The sequence below is a fragment of the Exiguobacterium sp. s127 genome, assembly GCF_018618695.1.
Lineage (GTDB): Bacteria > Bacillota > Bacilli > Exiguobacteriales > Exiguobacteriaceae > Exiguobacterium_A > Exiguobacterium_A oxidotolerans.
The window spans coordinates 150,795-170,105 of the sequence record NZ_JACSMO010000005.1 but is presented as its reverse complement, the minus strand read 5'-3'; the positions used below and the strand labels follow the sequence as shown (position 1 = coordinate 170,105).

The window sequence follows — 19,311 nt, the reverse complement described above, 5'->3', positions numbered from 1 at the left end:
TAGTATGCCAGTTCTTTAAGCAAAACAAAACGACCTCAAGCGTGCGAGGTCGTTTTCGTTCGGTTATTTTTTCGTGATGAAGTAACGGGATTGATCGAGACGATCCGATGCCGTGTAGACATTCATCTTGTACGAACCTGTCGCAAGACCCGTCCGCATTTTCAGGACGTAGTTGCCGTGGTTGTCGGCGACGTCTTGAGCAATCAATCGATAGCCGCTGCTCGTTTTTTCGAACAGACGGACGATTTGACGTTTTTCGACTTTGCCCGTCAACGTCTTTTTACCTGTCCATTTTTTGACCGGGTAGGTGTTTTTAATCGTGAATGATGCTTTTTTCGTGACTTTGTGCGAGATATCCGTCGATTTGACCGTGTATGTCCCTGTCGTCAAACCGTTTTTGACTGGAATCTTAAAGCCGCTCGCTGTCGTTTTTGCTTTGGCAATTTTTGTCGACCCTTTGTACAGCGTGACATCAAGTCCTGCTGTCGCTTTACCCGTCAAGACCGTCGAACCGTAGACGGCTGATTTTTTATCGATCGCCGGTGTCGCGACGAAGCCTGTTCCGACCGTGACGGTTGCTGATTTTTTCATGAATCCGAGTTCCGAGACGACCGTCAGTTTGTCACGGAGCTTGACCGGACGAACCGTTACCGCATACTTTCCTGTTTCGTCAGCAGTCGCCGTTCCGAGAACTGTTGATCCGAGTTTGACGGTAATCTTCGCTCCGGCAACAGCTGTTCCTGTGACGACTTTCGCTCCCGGTTTGACGGTTGCAACGTTAACATTAAAGTTTTTCATCGGCACGTTCATTTCGAACTTCAGGAACGTTCCCGTTTCACCGGCACGTGTCACGCCTGTATTCGTGATCCCTTCGTAACGTTTCGTATATGCTGCTGCCGCTTCCGCTGAATCGAAGTTGACCGTCATCGGTTTACTGGCAACAAGCGACCAGTTCGCATCGGCCTTATAGTCGACCGGCTGCTTGGCTTGGATGAAGTCTGAGATGACGTTCCGTGTTTCGTACGCTGACTTGTAGACGATGTTTTTTCCGCCACCAAGACCCGGGAACGACGCACTGCCTGCACGGTAGTTGTTTGTCGCGACGAGGAATTCCTGCTCATCCGTGATTTCCTTGCCTTCGTACTTGATGTCTTGGACACGACTGGCATCCGCGTTGACGACGACGCCGTTGTAGTCATACTTCGCGGGTTTCGTAATGTCGATTTCATACGTCAATCCGTCGAGGATATCGAAGTTGTAGCTGCGGAAATCCTTGTTCAATAAATCGGTTTGTTCACCTGATACTTCATTGAATTGACCGGCCGACATCTCGAGCCAGTTCTTGACGTCTTTGCCCGTCACCTTGACGACTTCAAGCGTGTTCGGATAGACATATAGATCAGCGACGTTTTTCAGTGCGATCGGGCCTTTTTTAATCAACGTGTAGTCTGCCGCATTGACTTGATTCCGTCCGCCTGTTTTGAATGGTGCACCGGCAGATAAGAGTGGCAAATCTTTATATTTCGCGAGTTCCGCATTGTCTTTTAACTGTTTTTCGACGTACCATTTTTGAGCGTTCGTGACGAACTGGACGGAATCATCATCCTGGACGAGTGCAAAGAAACTTTGGATATCGTCGTTGATCGTTCCGACTTCCTGACGGATATAGTCGAGTGTTCCTTGATGCGACTTCTCGATCAGCTTGACCGCACCGGCATCAGCGACCGTCTCTTTCGTGACGTCAGCGAGTTTCGCAGATGACGTATCGATCGTCCACTTGCCGTCGACTTGTTTTAATTGCAGATCGATGACACCGACATTTTTCCCTTGCGTGTTCGCCATGACGACCGGTTTTCCGTTAATCAGCCCTTTTTCGGCATCGACGTTCGGTAACTTATTGAATGCCGAGTCAGCTGCCGGGAATTTTCCGTGCTGGTGACCGGTCATCAAGACATCGATGTCAGCCAGCTTCGATAACGCATACCCGACGTTCTCATCGCCGTCTTTTTGGTCGATCGTATCCCCGATTCCGGAGTGGGCCAACGCAACGACGACGTCTGCACCAGCGTCTTTTAGTTTTTTCGCCGTCGCTTTAGCGACCGGGATGATGGCTTCCGCCGTCACTTTACCGGTCAAGTTCCCCGCGTCCCACGCCATGATTTGTGGTGTGACGACACCGAAGACGCCGACTTTGATTGTTTTCGGTTGATTGTTTTGATCCATCACTTGCCGTTCAATGATTTGATAGTCTTTTCCGTCTTCATTGTATTCCGCGACGATTGGTTGTTTCGTCACGGCGTCGAGGACGTTTGAGTTGACGAACTTGATTGAACCGCTTGAAGCACTCATCGCTGACTTCAGGAAGTCGAGTCCGAAGTTGAACTCATGGTTACCGAGCGTGACGGCGTCGTAACCGAGGTATTCCATTAATTCATACATCGGGTGTTTGCCTTTGTTGCCTTGATCGTACTGATTTTTGACATAATCCCCGAACGGCGTGCCTTGGAGTGTGTCCCCGTTATCGAACAGGAAGCTGTTCGTTTCGCCGACGACGTTTTGTTGCTGTTTGATGACTGTCGCTGCTTTGACGAGACCGATCGACTCATCTTGCGCGTCTTTGAAGTAATCATAATTCATCGAGTTTGTATGTAAATCTGTTGTTTCTAGAAAACGTAGTTTGACGACACTGTCATCTGCTGCGAGTGTTTTGACTTGGATGACGGGTGCTAACATCGGTGCGATCAACGTGGTAGCGATAATAATTTTTGTAGCCTGTTTCATCTGGTTTCCCCCTAAGATATAAATGACTGCTCAATTAATTTAACACGCTTTGATTGTAGCTTATAACCTCTTTGAATAGGTCGGACATCCGTCTTATTTAACCTTCTTAACTAATTCCACAAATTGGCTTTACATTAACCTTGAACCTTTACAAATTTACTTGTAAAAAAGAAAACCGCTCCCCGAACTTACGGGAAACGGTTTTCACCCTTCATCTATCACCATGATGCTGTCGTTTGATTGCGTAACCGATGAAACCGGCAATCAGTGCCAGTACCGTCGCATAGAGAATCGTCGTCACCGTCGCCGTCTCTTGACTGAACCGGACGAGAGCCTCGTCTTGCCATAAGAGTGCAAACGATGTCCCCGTCAGCGAACAGATGAACCAGCTAATCAAACTGGTCGCAACAGCGAAAACGACGGGATCGTATATTTTCTTAAAGGCCCGGATGCTGACAAGGAGATAGACGACGAACGGGACAACCAGGAACAGCCAAAACGGGAACGGCTTATCCTGTTCGACTTGATCAGCGGCCGCCGTTTGCCCGGCCGACCGAGCGTCCACCGCAAGGACGACATTTCGTGCCGTTCCGTAATCGACTGCGTCAAGCGTCAAACGCGTATTCGATAAATCGGGACGTTCGCCCCCGATGACAGTCAACAATTGATTCGTGACGCGCTCGGCGTCGATTCGGTTGACGACGTCCTCCATCGATCGTTTCAACCGCGTCACGTCGGTTTCCCCGTTCAAAAACGTCACCGGGACATTTAATCTTGCACCAAGGACATTTGCCTTGTAGGTCACTTGACTGCCGTGCATCAAATCATACCAGCCGTCACTGCCTGCGTTTAAACTCGAAACAGTCAACCACGTCCGGGTCGAGGCGTCCCCCTCATATTTCGCTTCATCCGTCACCGTAAAGAACAGTTGTGCACTACTTGCGACCATCAGGATAATGATCGCAGCACGGGAGGCGGCTGACATACCGGACAGTTGTCGTGGATAAAACGCGAGATAAAATAGACCTGTCAAAAAGAGTAAAATGAAGATTCCGTTCCAGACGGTCGCTTGATCAATTGTCAGCACATCAATCCCGAGTGCTGTGTTGAACGTAAATGCAAACAAGACGAAACTCGCCGCTAAAAAGCTGACTGTTCGAATCGTCCAGGTCACACGCGTTGCGCCGATCCGTAAAACTAAGAATAAGATTAGGAATAGACCGATTCCGAAAATCGATAAGAAGGGACTCCCATATTCGGCGCGGAAGGACAGGGGTTCCAAGACTTGATTGAGATCGATTCCGAAAACCGATAAGATGTTCCCCGTATCATTTGCGCCAATCAGTTGATTCGTCAATCCCTCTTTGACGGCTTCCGGCAACGTGACAGCCATTCCGCTGATGAAAAACAGGAGGAACACGAGGGTCAATTCCAGTGTCGTCCACGAGACGTCCGCGTCCTGCATCAGTTCGACGAACGCCTGGTAATCGGCAGATTTCTCGATTTGTTGGACGAGAACGGTCATGACACCGAACAGGACGAGAAAACCAATACAAGCGAGTCCTATACCAAACAAGATATTGCGTAACATATGCGAGCGTTCCTTTCGCTGTTGCCTCCGCTCCATAAAAGCGCCTCCCCTTGATTAGATTGTTTGTATAGTTATTCCTGTTCCGGGTGATTTGAAAACGAATCTTCTGCATTAAATACAAAAAGTAGCCCGTTCATGACGAACGGGTTACTTCCCAGACGCCAAACTCCGATTGGCAGGAACGCTTAGTTTACGATTTTTTTCACGTCCGACTGCCCCACCTGAGCTAAACCAAAATGTTCCCGAAGCGTAGTCCCTTGATAGGCTTTTCTAAACAATCCTCTTTTTTGCAGTTCAGGAACGATCAGGTCTACAAAATCCTCTAAGCTTGACGGGAGTGACGGCGGCATCAGATTAAATCCGTCTGCGATACCCATTTCAAACCACAGCTCCATCTGATCGACGATTTCTTCCGGTGTACCTATCAGTGTCAGGTGTCCCCCACCAGCTGCCAGATAACCTAACAGTTCTCTTAATGTAGGCTTTGTATCATCGATGATTTCAAGAATCGTTTTATAGCGTCCGACCGGTCCTGAAAACGCATCGACAGGCGGTAAGGACGGCACCGCTTTGTCAAGATCCCAATCAGAACAGTCCTGTTGCAAAAAGAAACTCAGTTGCTTCAAGGCATTCGCGACCGGTAATTTCTCATCCAGTTCGGCTTTCTTCGCCAGCGCCTCTTCCCGGGTTCGACCGACGTATGTAACCAATCCTGGAAAGATTTTAATCTGCCGCTCCGGTGACTCACTTTCTTTGATTTGTGTCTGTAGACTTTCCCGGAATGCTTTCGCTTGCTTTACATTCCACGACACCGAATAGACGGCATCCGCGTGCTTTGATGCAAGTGCAATCCCTTGGGCAGATGCACCCGCCTGCATTGCCACCGGCTTCCCTTGAGGACTACGCGGTGTAGACGAAGGACCTTTTACGTTGAAGTAGGTCCCGCTATGATGGAATGGTTGAATCTTTTCAGGATCAATTAACCGGTTGTCCGTCCGGCTCGAAAGGAAATCAGCTCGATCCCAGGATAAAAATAATTTTTCCATTACAGACGCAAATTCATCCGCCTTTTGATACCGTTCGTACCTTGCAGGGAGCCTATCCATACTATGGTTTAACGCTTCCCAGTCCGTCATCGACGTCACCAGGTTCCAGCCGACACGCCCGTTCGTCACGTGATCAAGGCTTAACAGTTGTCTCGCCGCTGTATACGGATTTGAAAACGTACTCGATATCGTTGAAACTAACCCGATATGGCGGGTTACTTGAGAAATAGCGGTTAAATTGATTACAGGATCGAGCCAAAAGGCCGGTAGTTCAGTTGCGTTTGCAGCAGGAAAAGATTGATTGTCAGCAAAAAATACAGCATCCAGGCAGCCCGCTTCCGCTAGTTGAGCCAATCGCTGATAATAACCGCTCTCCCCGATTTCTTCAATCGCAGAATCCGGCATTAACCATGCCGCTTGATGATGGCCACAGCCGTACAATAAAACACCGATGTTTAACTGCTTCGTTTTCGTCATCTTTAGGTCCCTGACTCCTTTCTCCTGAGCGCTGACATCAGTTCATCGTCAATCCGCCATCTACGGTTAGATTTTGACCGGTAATGCCAGAGGCTGCTTCTGACGCTAAAAAGGCGACCAATTGCGCAACCTCTTCCGGCGTCGTCACTCTTTTTAACGGAGTTGATTGGGCAATCAATTCGAATACTTCAGCGGTCGTCACAGCACTGGCATCCGTCACTTTTAACAAGCCGCCGGAGACGACATTCACGTTTATGCCGTACTGTCCTAGCTCTGATGCAAGATTACGCGTAAAGCCGATCAACCCTGCTTTTGCCGTCGTATATTCGTGATAGGGAACTACCGGGTTTTGATACAGATTCGTGCCGATGCTGATGATGGTGCCGTTATTTCGTTCAATGAATTGCGGCAGAACACTTTGCACGACGTGGAACGCTGCTTTCAACGTGCCATCCAACTGTTTTTGATAATCTTCCCATTCCAAATCGATGAATGATTTTTGAGCGCGCGGATCGAACTTAAAATCGACTAATGCATTATTGATTACGACATCGATTTGTCCGTAATGAGCTGTCGCTGACTGCATCAATGTCTCGACGTCTTCTCGCTTCGTGACATCCGCATACAGGGCAATGGCATGTTCTGCACCGAGCTCATTTACGAGTTCCTCTGCCGCATCCTTGCTCTTATAATAATTAATCACAACTTTAAACCCATTGTTCACCAATACTCTTGCAATCGTCGCGCCAAGTCCCCGACTGCTTCCCGTCACTACTACCGTTCTGTTCACTGTCTTCCACTCCTTCATCGTCTTTTGCAACTTAAATAGCGAAGTCGTAAACAAAAAAAGCGCAACTCTCCAAAAGGAAAGTTGCGCACGTCTAAATAATCACATAGCAAAAAACCGACAGACTGGTCTTCGCTTGTTTATTAGAGTCTACACTTCCCTACGCTAGTACGAACTAGTTCAGGTTCAAAGGGTTTGAGTATCTACTCATCTCAGTTTAGTAACACCCCTAGTGATTCTATTCAAGTTACTTTCACTTTAGCGGTCTTAGAAATATCTGTCAATAATGACAGGACAGTTTTGTCGGTGTCTCTTTTGATTACGAACGAAAGCCTTGCCTCCGTCGACCGGAAGCAAGGCTCTTTTGATTGCCATGATTTATTTCTCTGTTATACGCCTTCGTAGGCAAGTTCCATGATGTTCCGAAGTTCCGTCACGAGCGGCATTTTCGGATTCGCTGTCGTACATTGATCCTCGAATGCATCGACGGCCATCTTATCGAGTTTTGCTTCAAAGTCGGCTTTTTTGATGCCTTGGGCTTTGAACGACATTTTGATGTTCAACTGTTGTCCGAGTTCTGTGATCGCTTGGATTAATGATTCGACACCTTGTTCCGTCGTCGCTGCCGGTAGTCCGAGATAACGGGCGATTTCTGCGTACCGTTCATCAGCGATGAATGATTCATATTTCGGGAACGAAGCAAGTTTCGTCGGTTTCGCTGCATTGTAGCGGATGACGTGTGGCATCAGAATTGCATTCGTCCGACCGTGTGGCGTGTGGAACTCCCCACCGATTTTGTGTGCGATCGAATGGTTAATCCCGAGGAAGGCATTGGCAAACGCCATTCCGGCCATCGTTGACGCATTGTGAACTTTTTCGCGTGCTTCGGCATCGTCACCATTCGCATAAGCGCGTGGCAAGTAGTCGAAGATCATCTTGATCGCTTTTAGCGCCAGTCCGTCCGTATAGTCGTTCGCGAGGACGGAGACGAAGGCTTCTGTCGCATGTGTCAAGACGTCCATTCCGGTGTCAGCCGTGATTGATGCCGGGACCGTCATGACGAATTCCGGATCGATGATTGCGACGTCTGGTGTTAATGCATAGTCAGCAATCGGATACTTGACGTTTTTCTCTTTGTCCGTGATGACGGTAAACGGTGTGACTTCAGATCCTGTTCCAGACGTCGTCGGAATGGCGACGAACTTCGCTTTGTTACCGAGCGCCGGGAATTTATAGGCCCGTTTCCGGATATCGAGGAACTTTTGACGTAAGTTCGAGAACGTTTCGTTCGGTTGCTCGTAGAAGAGCCACATGCCTTTCGCTGCATCCATCGCTGATCCGCCACCGAGGGCGATGATCAAGTCCGGTTTGAAGTCGCGCATCGCTTGCGCTCCTGTCTGAACCGTTGCAACCGATGGATCCGGTTCGACTTGGTCGAAGATCCGGTAGCTGACGCCTGCCGGTAAGTTGCGGATGACTTTATCCGCGTAGCCGAACTCGACCATCGCTTGATCGGTGACGATCAACGCACGTGAGACATCTTGAATCGATTTCAAGTATTGGACTGAATTTTTTTCAAAGAAAATCTTTTCCGGTACTTTGAACCACTGCATGTTCACGCGTCGTCTCGCCACCTTCTTGACATTGAGTAGATGTTTCGCCGTTACGTTTTCAGAGACGGAGTTTTTCCCGTAAGAGCCGCAACCGAGTGTCAGTGATGGTGTCAATTCGTTATACAGATCACCAATCCCACCGTGTGCTGACGGGCTGTTGACGAGAATCCGGCAGGCTTTCATCCGCATTCCGAATGTCGTCATCAAGTCGTCATTCGTCGTGTGGATGACTGCCGTATGACCGAGGCCACCGATTTCAAGCATCCGTTCGGCGACATGGAACGCATCTTCCGTTGACTGGACGCTATACGCACCAAGGACAGGGCTTAGTTTTTCGTGTGAGAGTGGTTCTTCTGAGCCGACTTTTTCAAGTTCTGCGACGAGCATGACGGTATTGCTCGGGACGTCGATGCCGGCTTTTGCTGCGATCCATGTTGCCGGTTTCCCGACGATGTCAGCATTGACGGCACATGTATCGGTTTTGATGACGAGCGCTTCGAGACGTTTTTTCTCATCTGCTGTACAGAAGTAGCAACCGAGTGCTTCCATCTCCGCCCGAACTTCCGCGTAGATTTCCTGATCGATGATGACTGCTTGCTCCGATGCACAAATCATTCCGTTATCAAACGTTTTGGAGAGGACAAGGTCACTGACGGCACGTTTGATTTTTGCTGTTTTTTCGATGTAACATGGGACGTTCCCTGGTCCGACACCGAGTGCCGGCTTACCTGTTGAATAGGCTGATTTGACCATGCCGGCTCCGCCGGTCGCAAGGACCATCGCGATATCCGTGTGGTTCATCAAGACTTTTGTTGCTTCGAGTGACGGTTGTTCGACCCACTGGATACAGTCACGCGGTGCGCCCGCTTTGACAGCCGCGTCACGTAACGTTTTCGCTGCTTCGAGTGAGCAGTTTTGCGCTGACGGGTGGAAGGCGAAGATGATCGGGTTTCGTGTTTTAATCGCGATCAACGCTTTGAACATCGTCGTTGATGTCGGATTCGTCACAGGTGTGACGCCACAGACGACACCGACCGGTTCTGCGATATATGTTAGTCCGTTTTGAACATCTTCTTCTAAGACGCCGACCGTTTTTTCTTCACGGAGACTGTTATAGATATATTCTGTCGCAAACATATTTTTAATCATTTTATCTTCAAAGACACCACGTCCTGTTTCTTCTACGGCGAGTCGTGCCAGTTCAACGTGACGTTCGAGACCGGCAAGCGCCATGTCACGGACGATCGTATCGATTTTCTCTTGATCAAATGTTAATAATTCTTGTAATGCGGTTTGACCTTTTGCGACGATTTTATTGATCGTTTGTTCGACAGATGATACGTCTAGTTTGATTTTTTCTTTGACAGCCATGTTTGGTTTCCTCCCTATTTTGGAACGAATCTGAGTCTGCATTTCCTTACTAGATGTTAGGAATGCCAAGCTGATATTCAATAGTTTGTGCTTTCCTTCACAAATCAATCATACCGCCTTTTTGATGATTTGTGCATGACCATCCTGTGAACTATTTCACATCATTGAAAACGTTCTCATTCTCAAAAGGTGTTGTCGGACAAGGCATCCTTTTTGAATCCCTCGCCTGTGACTTTTCTCACAGGACCTGTTTTCTTTGCTTGTCTGACGGACGAAACATCGTGTAATCTATTAAAAGATACATATTTATTTGTTTTGAAGGAGGAAGTTTCATGACAATCGTCAACCAAATGCTTGCGTTCAACGAACAATTCGTCGAAGAAAAACAATACGAACAATTCATCTCGGATAAATTCCCCGATAAAAAGGTCGTGATCTTAACGTGTATGGATGCCCGCTTGACGGAACTCCTCCCGCACGCGCTCGGTCTAAAAAACGGCGATGCAAAAATCATTAAAAATGCCGGGGCCGTTCTGTCACACCCATTCGGTTCCGTCATGCGCTCGATCCTCGTCGCCTTATACGCACTCGGGGCGGAAGAAGTCATCGTCATCGGTCACCATGACTGCGGCATGAGTACGATCGACCCGGCAAACATGATTGCCGAGATGGAAGGACGCGGCATCAATCAACAAGTCCTAAAGACACTCGAAGCATCCGGCGTCGACTTGAAACAATGGTTACGCGGGTTCACGTCAGTCGAAGAAAACGTCAGTCATTCCGTCGGTCTGATTAAAAACCATCCATTATTACCACCGGGCACGAACGTCCACGGGCTCGTCATCGACCCCGGCACAGGGAAACTCGACCGCGTCGATTGCTAAACTTGTCCTTATATAGTAGAAAGAAGGTACGACCGACACCGGTCGTGCCTTTTTATGTTTTTTTCTTGACAGCAAAAAGAACGGTCTGTATGATACTTTAGTATAGTACAGTGATACCAAAAGAAAGCGTGGTTTTATAGTTATGTTCAATGCTGTTGTTTTAGCCGTTATCCTTTTATTTGTCTTAGCCATCTTCCGTGTCCACATCGTCCTCGCGATGGTCATCAGCGCTCTCGCCGGTGGTTTACTCGGCGGTCTTGGTTTAACGAAAACGATCGAAAGTTTCTCAGGCGGTCTTGGAGCCGGCGCAGAAATTGCCCTCAGTTATGCCTTGCTTGGTGCGTTCGCCGTCGCCCTGTCGAAAACAGGTTTGCCGGACGCCCTCGCACATAGCTTGATTGCTCGCTCAAAAGGAAGTGCCGATGCGACGTCGGTCAAGAAGTTAAAAGGGTTCATCATGTTCGCGATTTTATTACTCGCAATCAGTTCACAAAACGTCTTGCCGATTCACATCGCCTTCATTCCGATCATCATCCCGCCGTTACTCGGTCTGTTTAATGATTTGAAAATTGACCGGCGCCGGATGGCCATCATCATGACGTTTGGTCTCGTCACACCGTATATGTTTTTACCAATCGGTTTCGGTGATATCTATCTCAATCAGATTCTGTTACCGAACTTACAAGAAAACGGGATGGACACCGCTGGCGCATCAGTCATCAAAGCGATGGCGATTCCGGCGCTCGGGATGTTGTTCGGATTGTTACTCGGTTTATACAATTACCGGAAACCGCGTGAATATGAGATGCGGAACATCGCACCGGACGATTACGAGATTCCTATCGTCACGAAATCCAAATTATTACTGAGTTCAATTGTCGTCATCGCGACGCTCGTCGTCCAATTGACGACGGAATCGATGATCATCGCCGCGACGACCGGCCTCCTGCTCTTCCTCGTGTTACGACTCGTCCGCTTCAGCGAAGCAGACGATGTCATCACACGCGGTATGCGGATGATGTCGTTCATCGGATTCGTCATGATTTCAGCGAATGGCTTCTCAAACGTTTTACGTGAGACAGGTGATATCGAACCACTCGTTGAAAACTCAAAATCGTTAATGGGCGATTCGCAGCTCGTCGCTGCCTTCGTCATGCTATTGATTGGATTACTTGTCACTGTCGGAATCGGTTCAAGTTTCTCGACGATTCCGGTCATCGCCGCCATCTTCGTGCCGCTTTGCATCCAGTACGGATTCAGTCTCGAGGCGACGATTGCCATCATCGGTACAGCCGGTGCACTCGGTGACGCCGGTAGTCCGGCAAGTGATTCGACACTCGGACCGACGAGCGGATTGAATGCTGACGGACAACACGATCACATGCGTGAAACGGTCATTCCGACATTTTTACACTACAACTTACCATTGCTGATTTTCGGTACGATTGCTGCTGTCATTCTTTAATGAAGAAATCATCTCGTTTTAACGACGGGGTGATTTTTTTCTTTCCATTTTGCGTGGACTTCTCTAAAATGAAGGGATGAAGTGCAATTAAAGGAGTGTGGAACGTGTTATCTAGCGTCGTCAATACCGTCTTACTATATTTAGCCGACTTAGGTTATGTCGGAATCGCGCTTGGCTTGATGATTGAAATCATCCCGAGTGAGATCGTCTTATCCTATGGTGGGTTCATGATTTCTCAAGGGACGATCGGCTGGCCACTCGCTATCGTCGCCGCCGTCATCGGTGGATTGTTCTCGCAATTGTTTTTGTACTGGTTCGCCCGCTACGGCGGTCGTCCCCTCATCTTGAAGTACGGAAAATATGTATTGATCACTGAACACCATCTTGATCTCGCAGAACGTTGGTTCGTCAAATACGGACAAGGTGTCATTTTCGGGGCACGATTCATCCCCGTCGTCCGCCATGCGATCTCCATTCCGGCAGGTCTCGCCAAAATGGATCAAACAAAGTTCTCAATCTACACGATTCTCGCAATCATCCCGTGGTCGATTTTATTTCTCTATCTCGGTGAGACACTCGGAACGAACTGGCGCTCGATTAAAGGCGTCGCCGCTCCCTATACGAACGGCATCTTAATCGCAGCGGTCGTCATGATCGTCTTGTACGTCGCCCTCAAGAAACGCCAACGTACGACGTAATCCGTTTACAGCCTGTCCTACTGCGACAGGCTTTTTTTAAAAGGAGTGATTTCTATTGGAGACATCAAAAACCGTAACCATGCATCTGGATCGTGTCACTGCCTCACATATCCGTGGAACGCATATCGCGACGGGACTGACGATTGCCGGTCATATTCTACTCGTCGAACAAATCTACGATGAAAAACGACACCGTCCTTTCTTGCATGTCCATCGGATTCATGACCAGTGGCGCAATACGATCATCATCGCCCAGGAAGACGTTGAATTCAGTTATGTCGAATCGTTTTCCGACGGACGGATCCTGCTCGTCGCCTCGCGTTGTGATGACGATGTCGACGGATCATGGTTACCAAATGCTTTTATTTACGATCAAGTCGGTCATCTGATTAACAGTTATTGTCTAGACGACGGAATTCAAAATGTCCAAGTCGATGAGCGTGACCACATTTGGGTCAGTTATTTCGATGAAGGCGTCTTTGCTGACGCCGCGACCAATTCAGTTGGGTCGTTCGGCCTCGTCGCTTTTAACGACCAGGGGAAAGTCGTCTTTAAAAATCGCGACTATCCCATCGATGACTGTTATGCAATGAACGTCTCGTCTGCGAATGATGTCTGGTTCTTTTATTACTCCGACTACCGGATCGTTCAACTGCAAGGAGGAACGAGTCAGGCGTTCCACGCACCGAAACGGCCGTTCACAGATTTTGCTATTTATAAGGACTATCTCGTCTCGACGGATAATACGCAGACCCACGTCTTACAGCAACAAGGAAAACGGTATGTCGAGCAAGGACGGATGTCCTTCATGTCGGAGCAGGATGAATGCTTGTCCGGAACCATCAAGATGCGAAAGAATCAAATTGTGTTGACGACAGATACACGTCTTTATACAGGAAAATTAAATGATTTAAGTTTCAGAACAGTATAAAACACCTCGAATTCGAACAGTTTTTTTGTTCGAATTCGAGGTGTTTTTCATTATTTTTTGAGTGCTCCCCGCGCGTTGAGTGCCGCAAACACAACCATCGCAAGACTGAGAACAGCCGCGACAAGCACCCCTTGCGTATAGACACTCCAGTCAATCGTCTCACGTAGCAAAACGGCCCGCATCCCTTCCATGATGTAGGTCGTCGGGTTGATCGTCGCAGCAATCTTTAACCATTCCGCCTCAATCAATTCTTTCGGGACGAATGTCGTCGATAGGAAAATCAACGGGAAGAACAACAATGTTCCGGCTTGCGCCGCCTGTGCATTGCGTGTTTTCAAGGCGACTCCGACCGAATAGCCGGCAAAGGCGAGTCCGAAGCCGAGCGCAAGGATGATCGTCAAGAAAAATCCGGCGGCTCCGGCTGGAATCGATAATCCGAGTAAAAAGCCCATGCTGAAGATTAACAACGTCTGGACGAACAACTGTAACATCCCGGCAAGCATCGGCCCGAGGACGATGGCTGTCCGCGAAACCGGCGTCAACAGCAAACGTGCGAAGTAACCGCTCTCGATATCTTTGACGAGCGCCTGCCCGGCACCCCCTGCCCCACCGACTGCACCGGAGACGATTGAGACCGGCAAGATGAAGTTCAAGTAATCAACGCCGCCGAACTGGGGCAGACTCGAGATGCCGGATAATCCGCTCGTATAGACGAGCAGGAAAAAGACGCTGATGATTAAATTCGGGATGAATGAGAACGGATTCCGTAACGTCACGAGTAAACTGCGTTTTGTCAAAATCAAGGTTTCCCGCCACATGTCACTTGTCCTCCTTATACGCTTGACCGGTCAACTGAATGAAAACATCATCGAGTGACGGCTGTTTGACGGCAAGCGATCGTGCTGTCAGCTGATGGTCATCCAAATAGCGGACGACTTGTTTGAGCGTCTCTGTTCCATCCGACGGCAGGAGAACGGTCTCTTTTTCAATCCGTCCCGAAAATGCCGCTCGAAACGCTTCACTGGCGGATTCGTCTTCAAGGACAACTTCAATTCGTTCAGCTCCGTTCATCGCTTTCAGTTCTGCCGCTGTTCCTTCGGCGATCAACTTACCGTCATTGATGATCGCGATCCGGTCCGCCAGCTGATCCGCTTCTTCCAAGTATTGTGTCGTCAAGAAAATCGTCGTCCCGTATTCTTCATTCAAGCGCCGGACTTCCGTCCAAATCTGTAACCGGCTTGCCGGATCAAGACCCGTCGTCGGTTCATCGAGAAACAGGACGGTCGGTTGGTGAACGAGCGTCAGTGCCAAGTCGAGCCGCCGCTTCATCCCGCCGGAATACGTACCGGACCGGCGTTTGCCATCTGCTGCTAAACCAACAAGCTCCAATAATTCATGGGCTCGTTCGACTGCTTTCTCTTCGGAAAAACCAAACAATTTACCTTGCAGTACGAGCAACTCCTGCCCCGTCAAATCATTATCGATACCTGTTTCCTGCAGAGCGACGCCGATCTGGAGCCGGACGTTTTTTTGATCGCGTTCGATATCGTATTGATTAATCGTCGCGTGACCGGACGAGACGGCAATCAACGTCGTCAGCATCTGAACCGTCGTCGACTTGCCGGCACCGTTCGGTCCAAGAAAAGCAAAAATCTCTCCTTTTTTTACGTGAAACGATATCTGGTCGACTACTTTTTTCCCGTTGTACTCCTTCGTCAACTGCTCTACTTCAATCACGGTCATCCGTCCTTTCTGCACTAAGACCATCTTTACGTTGCTTCATTACCTTTACCCCCTTTTCCTTGTTTGCACAACAACGGGCAAACCCCAAATGGATTTGCCCGTTGCTTTGATTCGTTATACCACGTCGTGTGCGACCGAAGCGACACACCACTTGTCTTTTAATTGCGCAATCCGTTGTTTTCCTTCATAGGAGTTCATCCAAAGATTCATGACATCCAGGACTTCCGTTTGCCGATCTTGAATGAGATAACTTTTTTCGGCCGGAATCCATTTTTCCTTAATTTTCGGGGCACCTAACCGGACATCAAGCGATGCGTAATAAATCGCTTCGACGGTATCCGTGATCATGACATCCACTTCTCCCGTTGCGACTGCCGCTGGAATTGCCAAATTATCCGCATACATGACGATATGCGCCTGATCGAACGTCTGCCGGACAAACTGTTCATTTGTGCCGCCCGGATTCAAGCCGATTGTCACATCGGGACGATTGATTGTTTCGATTGATGTCAACACATCGAGATCGGTAGCGCGGACAAGAGGTGTCTTTTGAAACGATAGATAGCTTTTCGTGAAGTCGCCGACGATCTCCCGTTCGATGTTCTTCGTGACGCCGCCAACGACCATATGGAATTTCCCGGCACGTAAGTCACGTGTCAGCGTTCCCCATGTCGTCGGGACGAATTCGACTTCCAATCCGGCTTTCTCGGCAAACGAGCGGATGACGTCGATATCAAACCCTTCATATTGATTCGTCTGACGGTTCAAGTACGTAAACGGTTTATAATCCCCGGTCGTCCCGACGACGATCTTTTTCGTCGTGAAGACGTTTTGTTTCCCGACACTGAACGGACCGGTGACATCTTTTAATCGTGTTGCTGCCAATAGACCAGAAAGCAACAGACTTCCTCCAAGTGCTAATCCTCTTTTATTCACTCTGCTCGCTTCCTCTCTCTGTCTGACGCTTTTTTCTGTGTAATACTCAAAACAGTATCATATTGCGTTATGTTATCCAAGATTTTTTTGATTATTTCGTCAAATCGGTTCCATTCGATGCGTTGTGCCAAGCCCTCTCGATTGCATTCCGGCTTACCGTTCTTTCATAATAAAAAAGAATCAATTAGCGAAATGGAGGAATGTAAGATGAGTAAAGTATTCATTATCGGAGCGAACGGGAAAGTAGGACGGCACGTCGCCAAACAATTGAGTGACTCAACTCATGAAGTCCGCGTCGGTCTGCGGTCACCTGACCAGTTTTCTGACTTTGAAGCACTCGGACTGACTCCTGTCCTGCTTGATCTCGAGCAGAACATGGCATCGATCCAGGACGCACTCGGAGATAGCGACGTCGTCATCTTCACAGCGGGATCCGGCGGACACACCGGTGCCGATAAGACGATGTTGATTGACTTAGACGGTGCCGCTAAATCAATCGCGGCAGCAGAGCAACAAGAAGCGAAACAATTCATCATGGTCAGTGCCTTGAACGCCGACTCGCCGGAAACTTGGTCTGACAGCATGAAACCGTATTATGTCGCAAAACACTATGCCGACCGGTTGTTACGTGACAGCAAACTCAACTATACGATTTTGCGTCCCGGCGGTTTATCAGACGATGCCGGAACAGGTGCCGTCACGACCGACCCGTCTGATGCGGATACAAAATCGATTGCCCGTGAAGATGTCGCAGCCGTCATCGTTGCTTCAATCGGACAAGAAACGGCATCCCGTCAAACAATTACACTCCTCGAAGGCGATACACCCATCGCTGACGTATTTGCATGATTCATCAACTTTCATCAACTTTTATAAATCTATAAAACTATTAAGGAGTGCATTCTCGTGAAAACGCAACAAAATTCGAAACCCGAAGAAATTTTACAGATTTTAGAAGACGATTACATTAAATCGATTGATGATAATGAGATGACAACCGTAGAATCTTTTATTGAGAAATTCTTGTATGAGTCTTGGACTTACAATCATCAGAATATAGAATATATTAAGCAAACGATGCAAGATTATAGTAAAGGTGATTTACAACAACCTGTTTTTGTAAAGTCTTTCAATAAGATGGTCTATCATCTACAAAAAAAACTCATCCTTTTAGATGAAAGTAAACAATATCCTTTACTTCATAATGAACATGGCGCCTTTATATTAGTCGCCATCGTCGACGGGTTAATCGTCCAGTATTACACAGGGAATTATGAAGTCGAGCAATTAAAAGAAATAACACCTCTTTTAAAAAATACGATTCTTCAAGCATTGAAAACAACTTCATAAGTAAAAAGGATCTTCTTTAAAGACTTTTCATTCTTTAAGGAAGATCTTTTTTATAAACTATTCAGTTCTAAGAAAATGTTGTAACTGCTCCCGGCGCGCCGCTGTCACAATCAACGTGACGACTAACGTCACGAGTAAGATGATGGACAAACGCAACACACACTGCGAGATATCTCCATCAAAGTAAATTAATCGTGTCAGTCCTGCGACTGCATTCGGGACGGGAAGAAACTGACCGAGCGACTGATAGAACGGTGTGAGCATCGATGGTGGCACGATATTTCCTGCCGTCATCAATTGGAACGGAATCAACGCGACGTTGACGAGCGGTGCGATTGGTCCAAATATCGCAAAGTTCATTTGCGTAACACTGATACAGGCTGCTGTTAATAAGACTTGGAATACCCAGACTTTTAAAAAGGATGCTGCACTATCTGAGAACAAGAAGGCAATCGTCACCATGACAAGTGGCACGACGACGAGGACGATGCCATGCAACAATTGTTTACTCCAAAAGAGCGACCACTTTTGATGTTGCTTCTGAAGAATTTGCGTCACGAGATTAAACTGAATCCCCATCGTCATGACAGCGATGTAAATGACGAAGCCAAGGATGATTGGTAACATCGACGTCGAGAATTCTGACACGTGATGTTCGATGATGATATCGGATGTGAACGGGACGTCTCCATTCAGTTGATTGACGATTTGTCCCGCTCCCTGTTTCAAGATTCCATTAGCGAACTCTGCATTGGCTTGGTTGACATGGAACGTCAAACGCTGTTCATTCGTCAAATCCGCGACGAGGACCATTTCGACATCGCCCTGGTCAAGTTGCTTCAGTCCGGTTTCTGTTGAATTGACTTGCGAGACGGTAAATGGACTTTCAGCTTTGAACTGTTGATAGAAATCTGCCGAGCCTTGATCCGCTACGACCGCGACGCGTAATTGATCCAGTCGTTCCGTCGCACCCTGGTACCCGGTCATCCAGACGACGAGGAAGAGAACCGGTACGACGAGGGCGAACATCAGCCCGACTTTTGTTTGTGTGATTGCAAATACGTCTTTCATTGTCTTCATTTTTTGTATCCCCTTTTTATATGCATTGCTTATAATAGCATGTGCAACTATTTAATCAAAAAAGAAAACCACTCACGTCACATTTTTGTGAATGGTTTCAAGCGTCCGAATGAACTGTTCAATCTCCGCTTTCGTCAGCCCTTGAAACGCTTGCTCTTGCAACGCATCAAGCGTCGGTTCAAGCAATTCAAGCACGTGGACACCCTCTTTTGTTGTCAAAAGAATGAACGCACGGCGATCTCTCGGATCAGACGTTCGCATGACGAACCCTTTTTTGACAAGCTTATCAAGAATCTTCCCAACTGTCGTTTGATCCCGTTCCGTCACGAGCGCTAACTGTTTTTGGGAAACACCCTCTTGCTTATGCAATTCACTTAAGACAGAGAGTTGTTCCGGTGTCAGACCGTGCACGTCCATCCGCTTCGTCGCCGCCCGTTTGAATGAATGATAGCTACGCGACAGCTGCATGCCAAGCGACCAATCGACTTCCTTCACATGCTTCCCCTTCTTTCCGATAAATAGTTGCACTACTTATTATTTTGACTTACTCACTATACC

At 48.1% G+C, this 19,311-nt stretch carries 16 protein-coding genes and 1 riboswitch; of the genes, 6 read left to right on the top strand and 10 right to left on the bottom strand.

Annotated elements, in window-relative coordinates; all coding sequences use genetic code 11:
• Window positions 1–63 precede the first annotated feature (63 nt).
• The 5 genes from KNP98_RS08770 to adhE form a co-directional block, all read right to left on the bottom strand.
• Window positions 64–2,781, bottom strand: coding sequence for a bifunctional 2',3'-cyclic-nucleotide 2'-phosphodiesterase/3'-nucleotidase (locus KNP98_RS08770; RefSeq protein ID WP_214769592.1), 2,718 nt, complete (start codon window positions 2,779–2,781; stop codon window positions 64–66).
• A 211-nt stretch (window positions 2,782–2,992) separates the two neighbouring features.
• A complete protein-coding gene (locus KNP98_RS08765) occupies window positions 2,993–4,408 on the bottom strand; it encodes a hypothetical protein (RefSeq protein WP_214811163.1) in 1,416 nt (471 codons plus the stop codon).
• Window positions 4,409–4,557: 149 nt separating this feature from the next.
• On the bottom strand, window positions 4,558–5,895 hold the full coding sequence (locus KNP98_RS08760; RefSeq protein ID WP_214811162.1) for an LLM class flavin-dependent oxidoreductase: 1,338 nt from the start codon (window positions 5,893–5,895) through the stop codon (window positions 4,558–4,560).
• 37 nt (window positions 5,896–5,932) lie between these two features.
• Window positions 5,933–6,703 (bottom strand): 3-oxoacyl-ACP reductase, encoded by a 771-nt coding sequence (locus KNP98_RS08755; RefSeq protein WP_251131945.1) that lies wholly within the window; start codon window positions 6,701–6,703, stop codon window positions 5,933–5,935.
• 119 nt (window positions 6,704–6,822) lie between these two features.
• A riboswitch (TPP riboswitch) is annotated at window positions 6,823–6,923 on the bottom strand.
• Window positions 6,924–7,071: 148 nt separating this feature from the next.
• Window positions 7,072–9,666, bottom strand: a complete 2,595-nt coding sequence (gene adhE / locus KNP98_RS08750) for a bifunctional acetaldehyde-CoA/alcohol dehydrogenase (protein ID WP_214811161.1) — start codon at window positions 9,664–9,666, stop codon at window positions 7,072–7,074.
• Window positions 9,667–9,998: 332 nt separating this feature from the next.
• On the opposite strand from adhE, the gene KNP98_RS08745 reads away from it, so the two are divergent.
• The 4 genes from KNP98_RS08745 (at window position 9,999) to KNP98_RS08730 (ending at window position 13,644) form a co-directional block, all read left to right on the top strand.
• A complete protein-coding gene (locus KNP98_RS08745) occupies window positions 9,999–10,550 on the top strand; it encodes a beta-class carbonic anhydrase (RefSeq protein ID WP_088836864.1) in 552 nt (183 codons plus the stop codon).
• Between the two features lie 142 nt (window positions 10,551–10,692).
• Entirely contained in the window at window positions 10,693–12,015 is a 1,323-nt protein-coding gene (locus tag KNP98_RS08740; RefSeq protein WP_214811159.1) for a Na+/H+ antiporter family protein, read from the top strand.
• Window positions 12,016–12,119: 104 nt separating this feature from the next.
• Window positions 12,120–12,713: an undecaprenyl phosphate transporter UptA gene (gene uptA, locus KNP98_RS08735; RefSeq protein ID WP_214765590.1), complete on the top strand. Its 594-nt coding sequence runs from the start codon at window positions 12,120–12,122 to the stop codon at window positions 12,711–12,713.
• Window positions 12,714–12,768: 55 nt separating this feature from the next.
• Window positions 12,769–13,644 carry a hypothetical protein gene (locus KNP98_RS08730; RefSeq protein WP_214811158.1) on the top strand — a complete coding sequence of 292 codons (876 nt, stop codon included), beginning with the start codon at window positions 12,769–12,771 and terminating at the stop codon, window positions 13,642–13,644.
• 50 nt (window positions 13,645–13,694) lie between these two features.
• Here KNP98_RS08730 and KNP98_RS08725 read toward each other — a convergent pair whose 3' ends face one another.
• The 3 genes from KNP98_RS08725 to KNP98_RS08715 all read right to left on the bottom strand — a co-directional run bounded on the left by KNP98_RS08725 (window position 13,695) and on the right by KNP98_RS08715 (window position 16,323).
• Window positions 13,695–14,462, bottom strand: coding sequence for an ABC transporter permease (locus KNP98_RS08725; RefSeq protein WP_214811157.1), 768 nt, complete (start codon window positions 14,460–14,462; stop codon window positions 13,695–13,697).
• Between the two features lies 1 nt (window position 14,463).
• Window positions 14,464–15,387, bottom strand: coding sequence for an ATP-binding cassette domain-containing protein (locus tag KNP98_RS08720; RefSeq protein WP_251133043.1), 924 nt, complete (start codon window positions 15,385–15,387; stop codon window positions 14,464–14,466).
• A 114-nt stretch (window positions 15,388–15,501) separates the two neighbouring features.
• Window positions 15,502–16,323 carry a transporter substrate-binding domain-containing protein gene (locus tag KNP98_RS08715; protein ID WP_214811156.1) on the bottom strand — a complete coding sequence of 274 codons (822 nt, stop codon included), beginning with the start codon at window positions 16,321–16,323 and terminating at the stop codon, window positions 15,502–15,504.
• Between the two features lie 207 nt (window positions 16,324–16,530).
• Here KNP98_RS08715 and KNP98_RS08710 point away from each other — a divergent pair, with 207 nt between their 5' ends.
• Both KNP98_RS08710 and KNP98_RS08705 read left to right on the top strand, forming a co-directional pair.
• On the top strand, window positions 16,531–17,172 hold the full coding sequence (locus KNP98_RS08710) for an SDR family oxidoreductase (RefSeq protein WP_088836855.1): 642 nt from the start codon (window positions 16,531–16,533) through the stop codon (window positions 17,170–17,172).
• Window positions 17,173–17,229: 57 nt separating this feature from the next.
• Complete coding sequence (locus tag KNP98_RS08705; RefSeq protein ID WP_214811154.1) at window positions 17,230–17,673, top strand: hypothetical protein; 444 nt, start codon at window positions 17,230–17,232, stop codon at window positions 17,671–17,673.
• Between the two features lie 57 nt (window positions 17,674–17,730).
• Here KNP98_RS08705 and KNP98_RS08700 read toward each other — a convergent pair whose 3' ends face one another.
• Entirely contained in the window at window positions 17,731–18,753 is a 1,023-nt protein-coding gene (locus KNP98_RS08700) for an ABC transporter permease (protein WP_214811152.1), read from the bottom strand.
• Window positions 18,754–18,825: 72 nt separating this feature from the next.
• A complete protein-coding gene (locus KNP98_RS08695; RefSeq protein WP_088836853.1) occupies window positions 18,826–19,248 on the bottom strand; it encodes a MarR family winged helix-turn-helix transcriptional regulator in 423 nt (140 codons plus the stop codon).
• Window positions 19,249–19,311: the final 63 nt, after the last annotated feature.

What these genes read in the sequence shown, in the direction of transcription:
- KNP98_RS08745 (WP_088836864.1), top strand. Translation starts at nt 9,999, where the DNA reads ATGACAATCGTCAACCAAATGCTTGCGTTCAACGAACAATTCGTCGAA.
- KNP98_RS08740 (WP_214811159.1), top strand. Translation starts at nt 10,693, where the DNA reads ATGTTCAATGCTGTTGTTTTAGCCGTTATCCTTTTATTTGTCTTAGCC.
- KNP98_RS08765 (WP_214811163.1), bottom strand. Translation starts at nt 4,408, where the DNA reads ATGGAGCGGAGGCAACAGCGAAAGGAACGCTCGCATATGTTACGCAAT.
- KNP98_RS08725 (WP_214811157.1), bottom strand. Translation starts at nt 14,462, where the DNA reads ATGTGGCGGGAAACCTTGATTTTGACAAAACGCAGTTTACTCGTGACG.
- KNP98_RS08700 (WP_214811152.1), bottom strand. Translation starts at nt 18,753, where the DNA reads ATGAAGACAATGAAAGACGTATTTGCAATCACACAAACAAAAGTCGGG.
- KNP98_RS08755 (WP_251131945.1), bottom strand. Translation starts at nt 6,703, where the DNA reads ATGAAGGAGTGGAAGACAGTGAACAGAACGGTAGTAGTGACGGGAAGC.
- KNP98_RS08710 (WP_088836855.1), top strand. Translation starts at nt 16,531, where the DNA reads ATGAGTAAAGTATTCATTATCGGAGCGAACGGGAAAGTAGGACGGCAC.
- KNP98_RS08760 (WP_214811162.1), bottom strand. Translation starts at nt 5,895, where the DNA reads ATGACGAAAACGAAGCAGTTAAACATCGGTGTTTTATTGTACGGCTGT.
- KNP98_RS08770 (WP_214769592.1), bottom strand. Translation starts at nt 2,781, where the DNA reads ATGAAACAGGCTACAAAAATTATTATCGCTACCACGTTGATCGCACCG.
- adhE (WP_214811161.1), bottom strand. Translation starts at nt 9,666, where the DNA reads ATGGCTGTCAAAGAAAAAATCAAACTAGACGTATCATCTGTCGAACAA.
- KNP98_RS08720 (WP_251133043.1), bottom strand. Translation starts at nt 15,387, where the DNA reads ATGACCGTGATTGAAGTAGAGCAGTTGACGAAGGAGTACAACGGGAAA.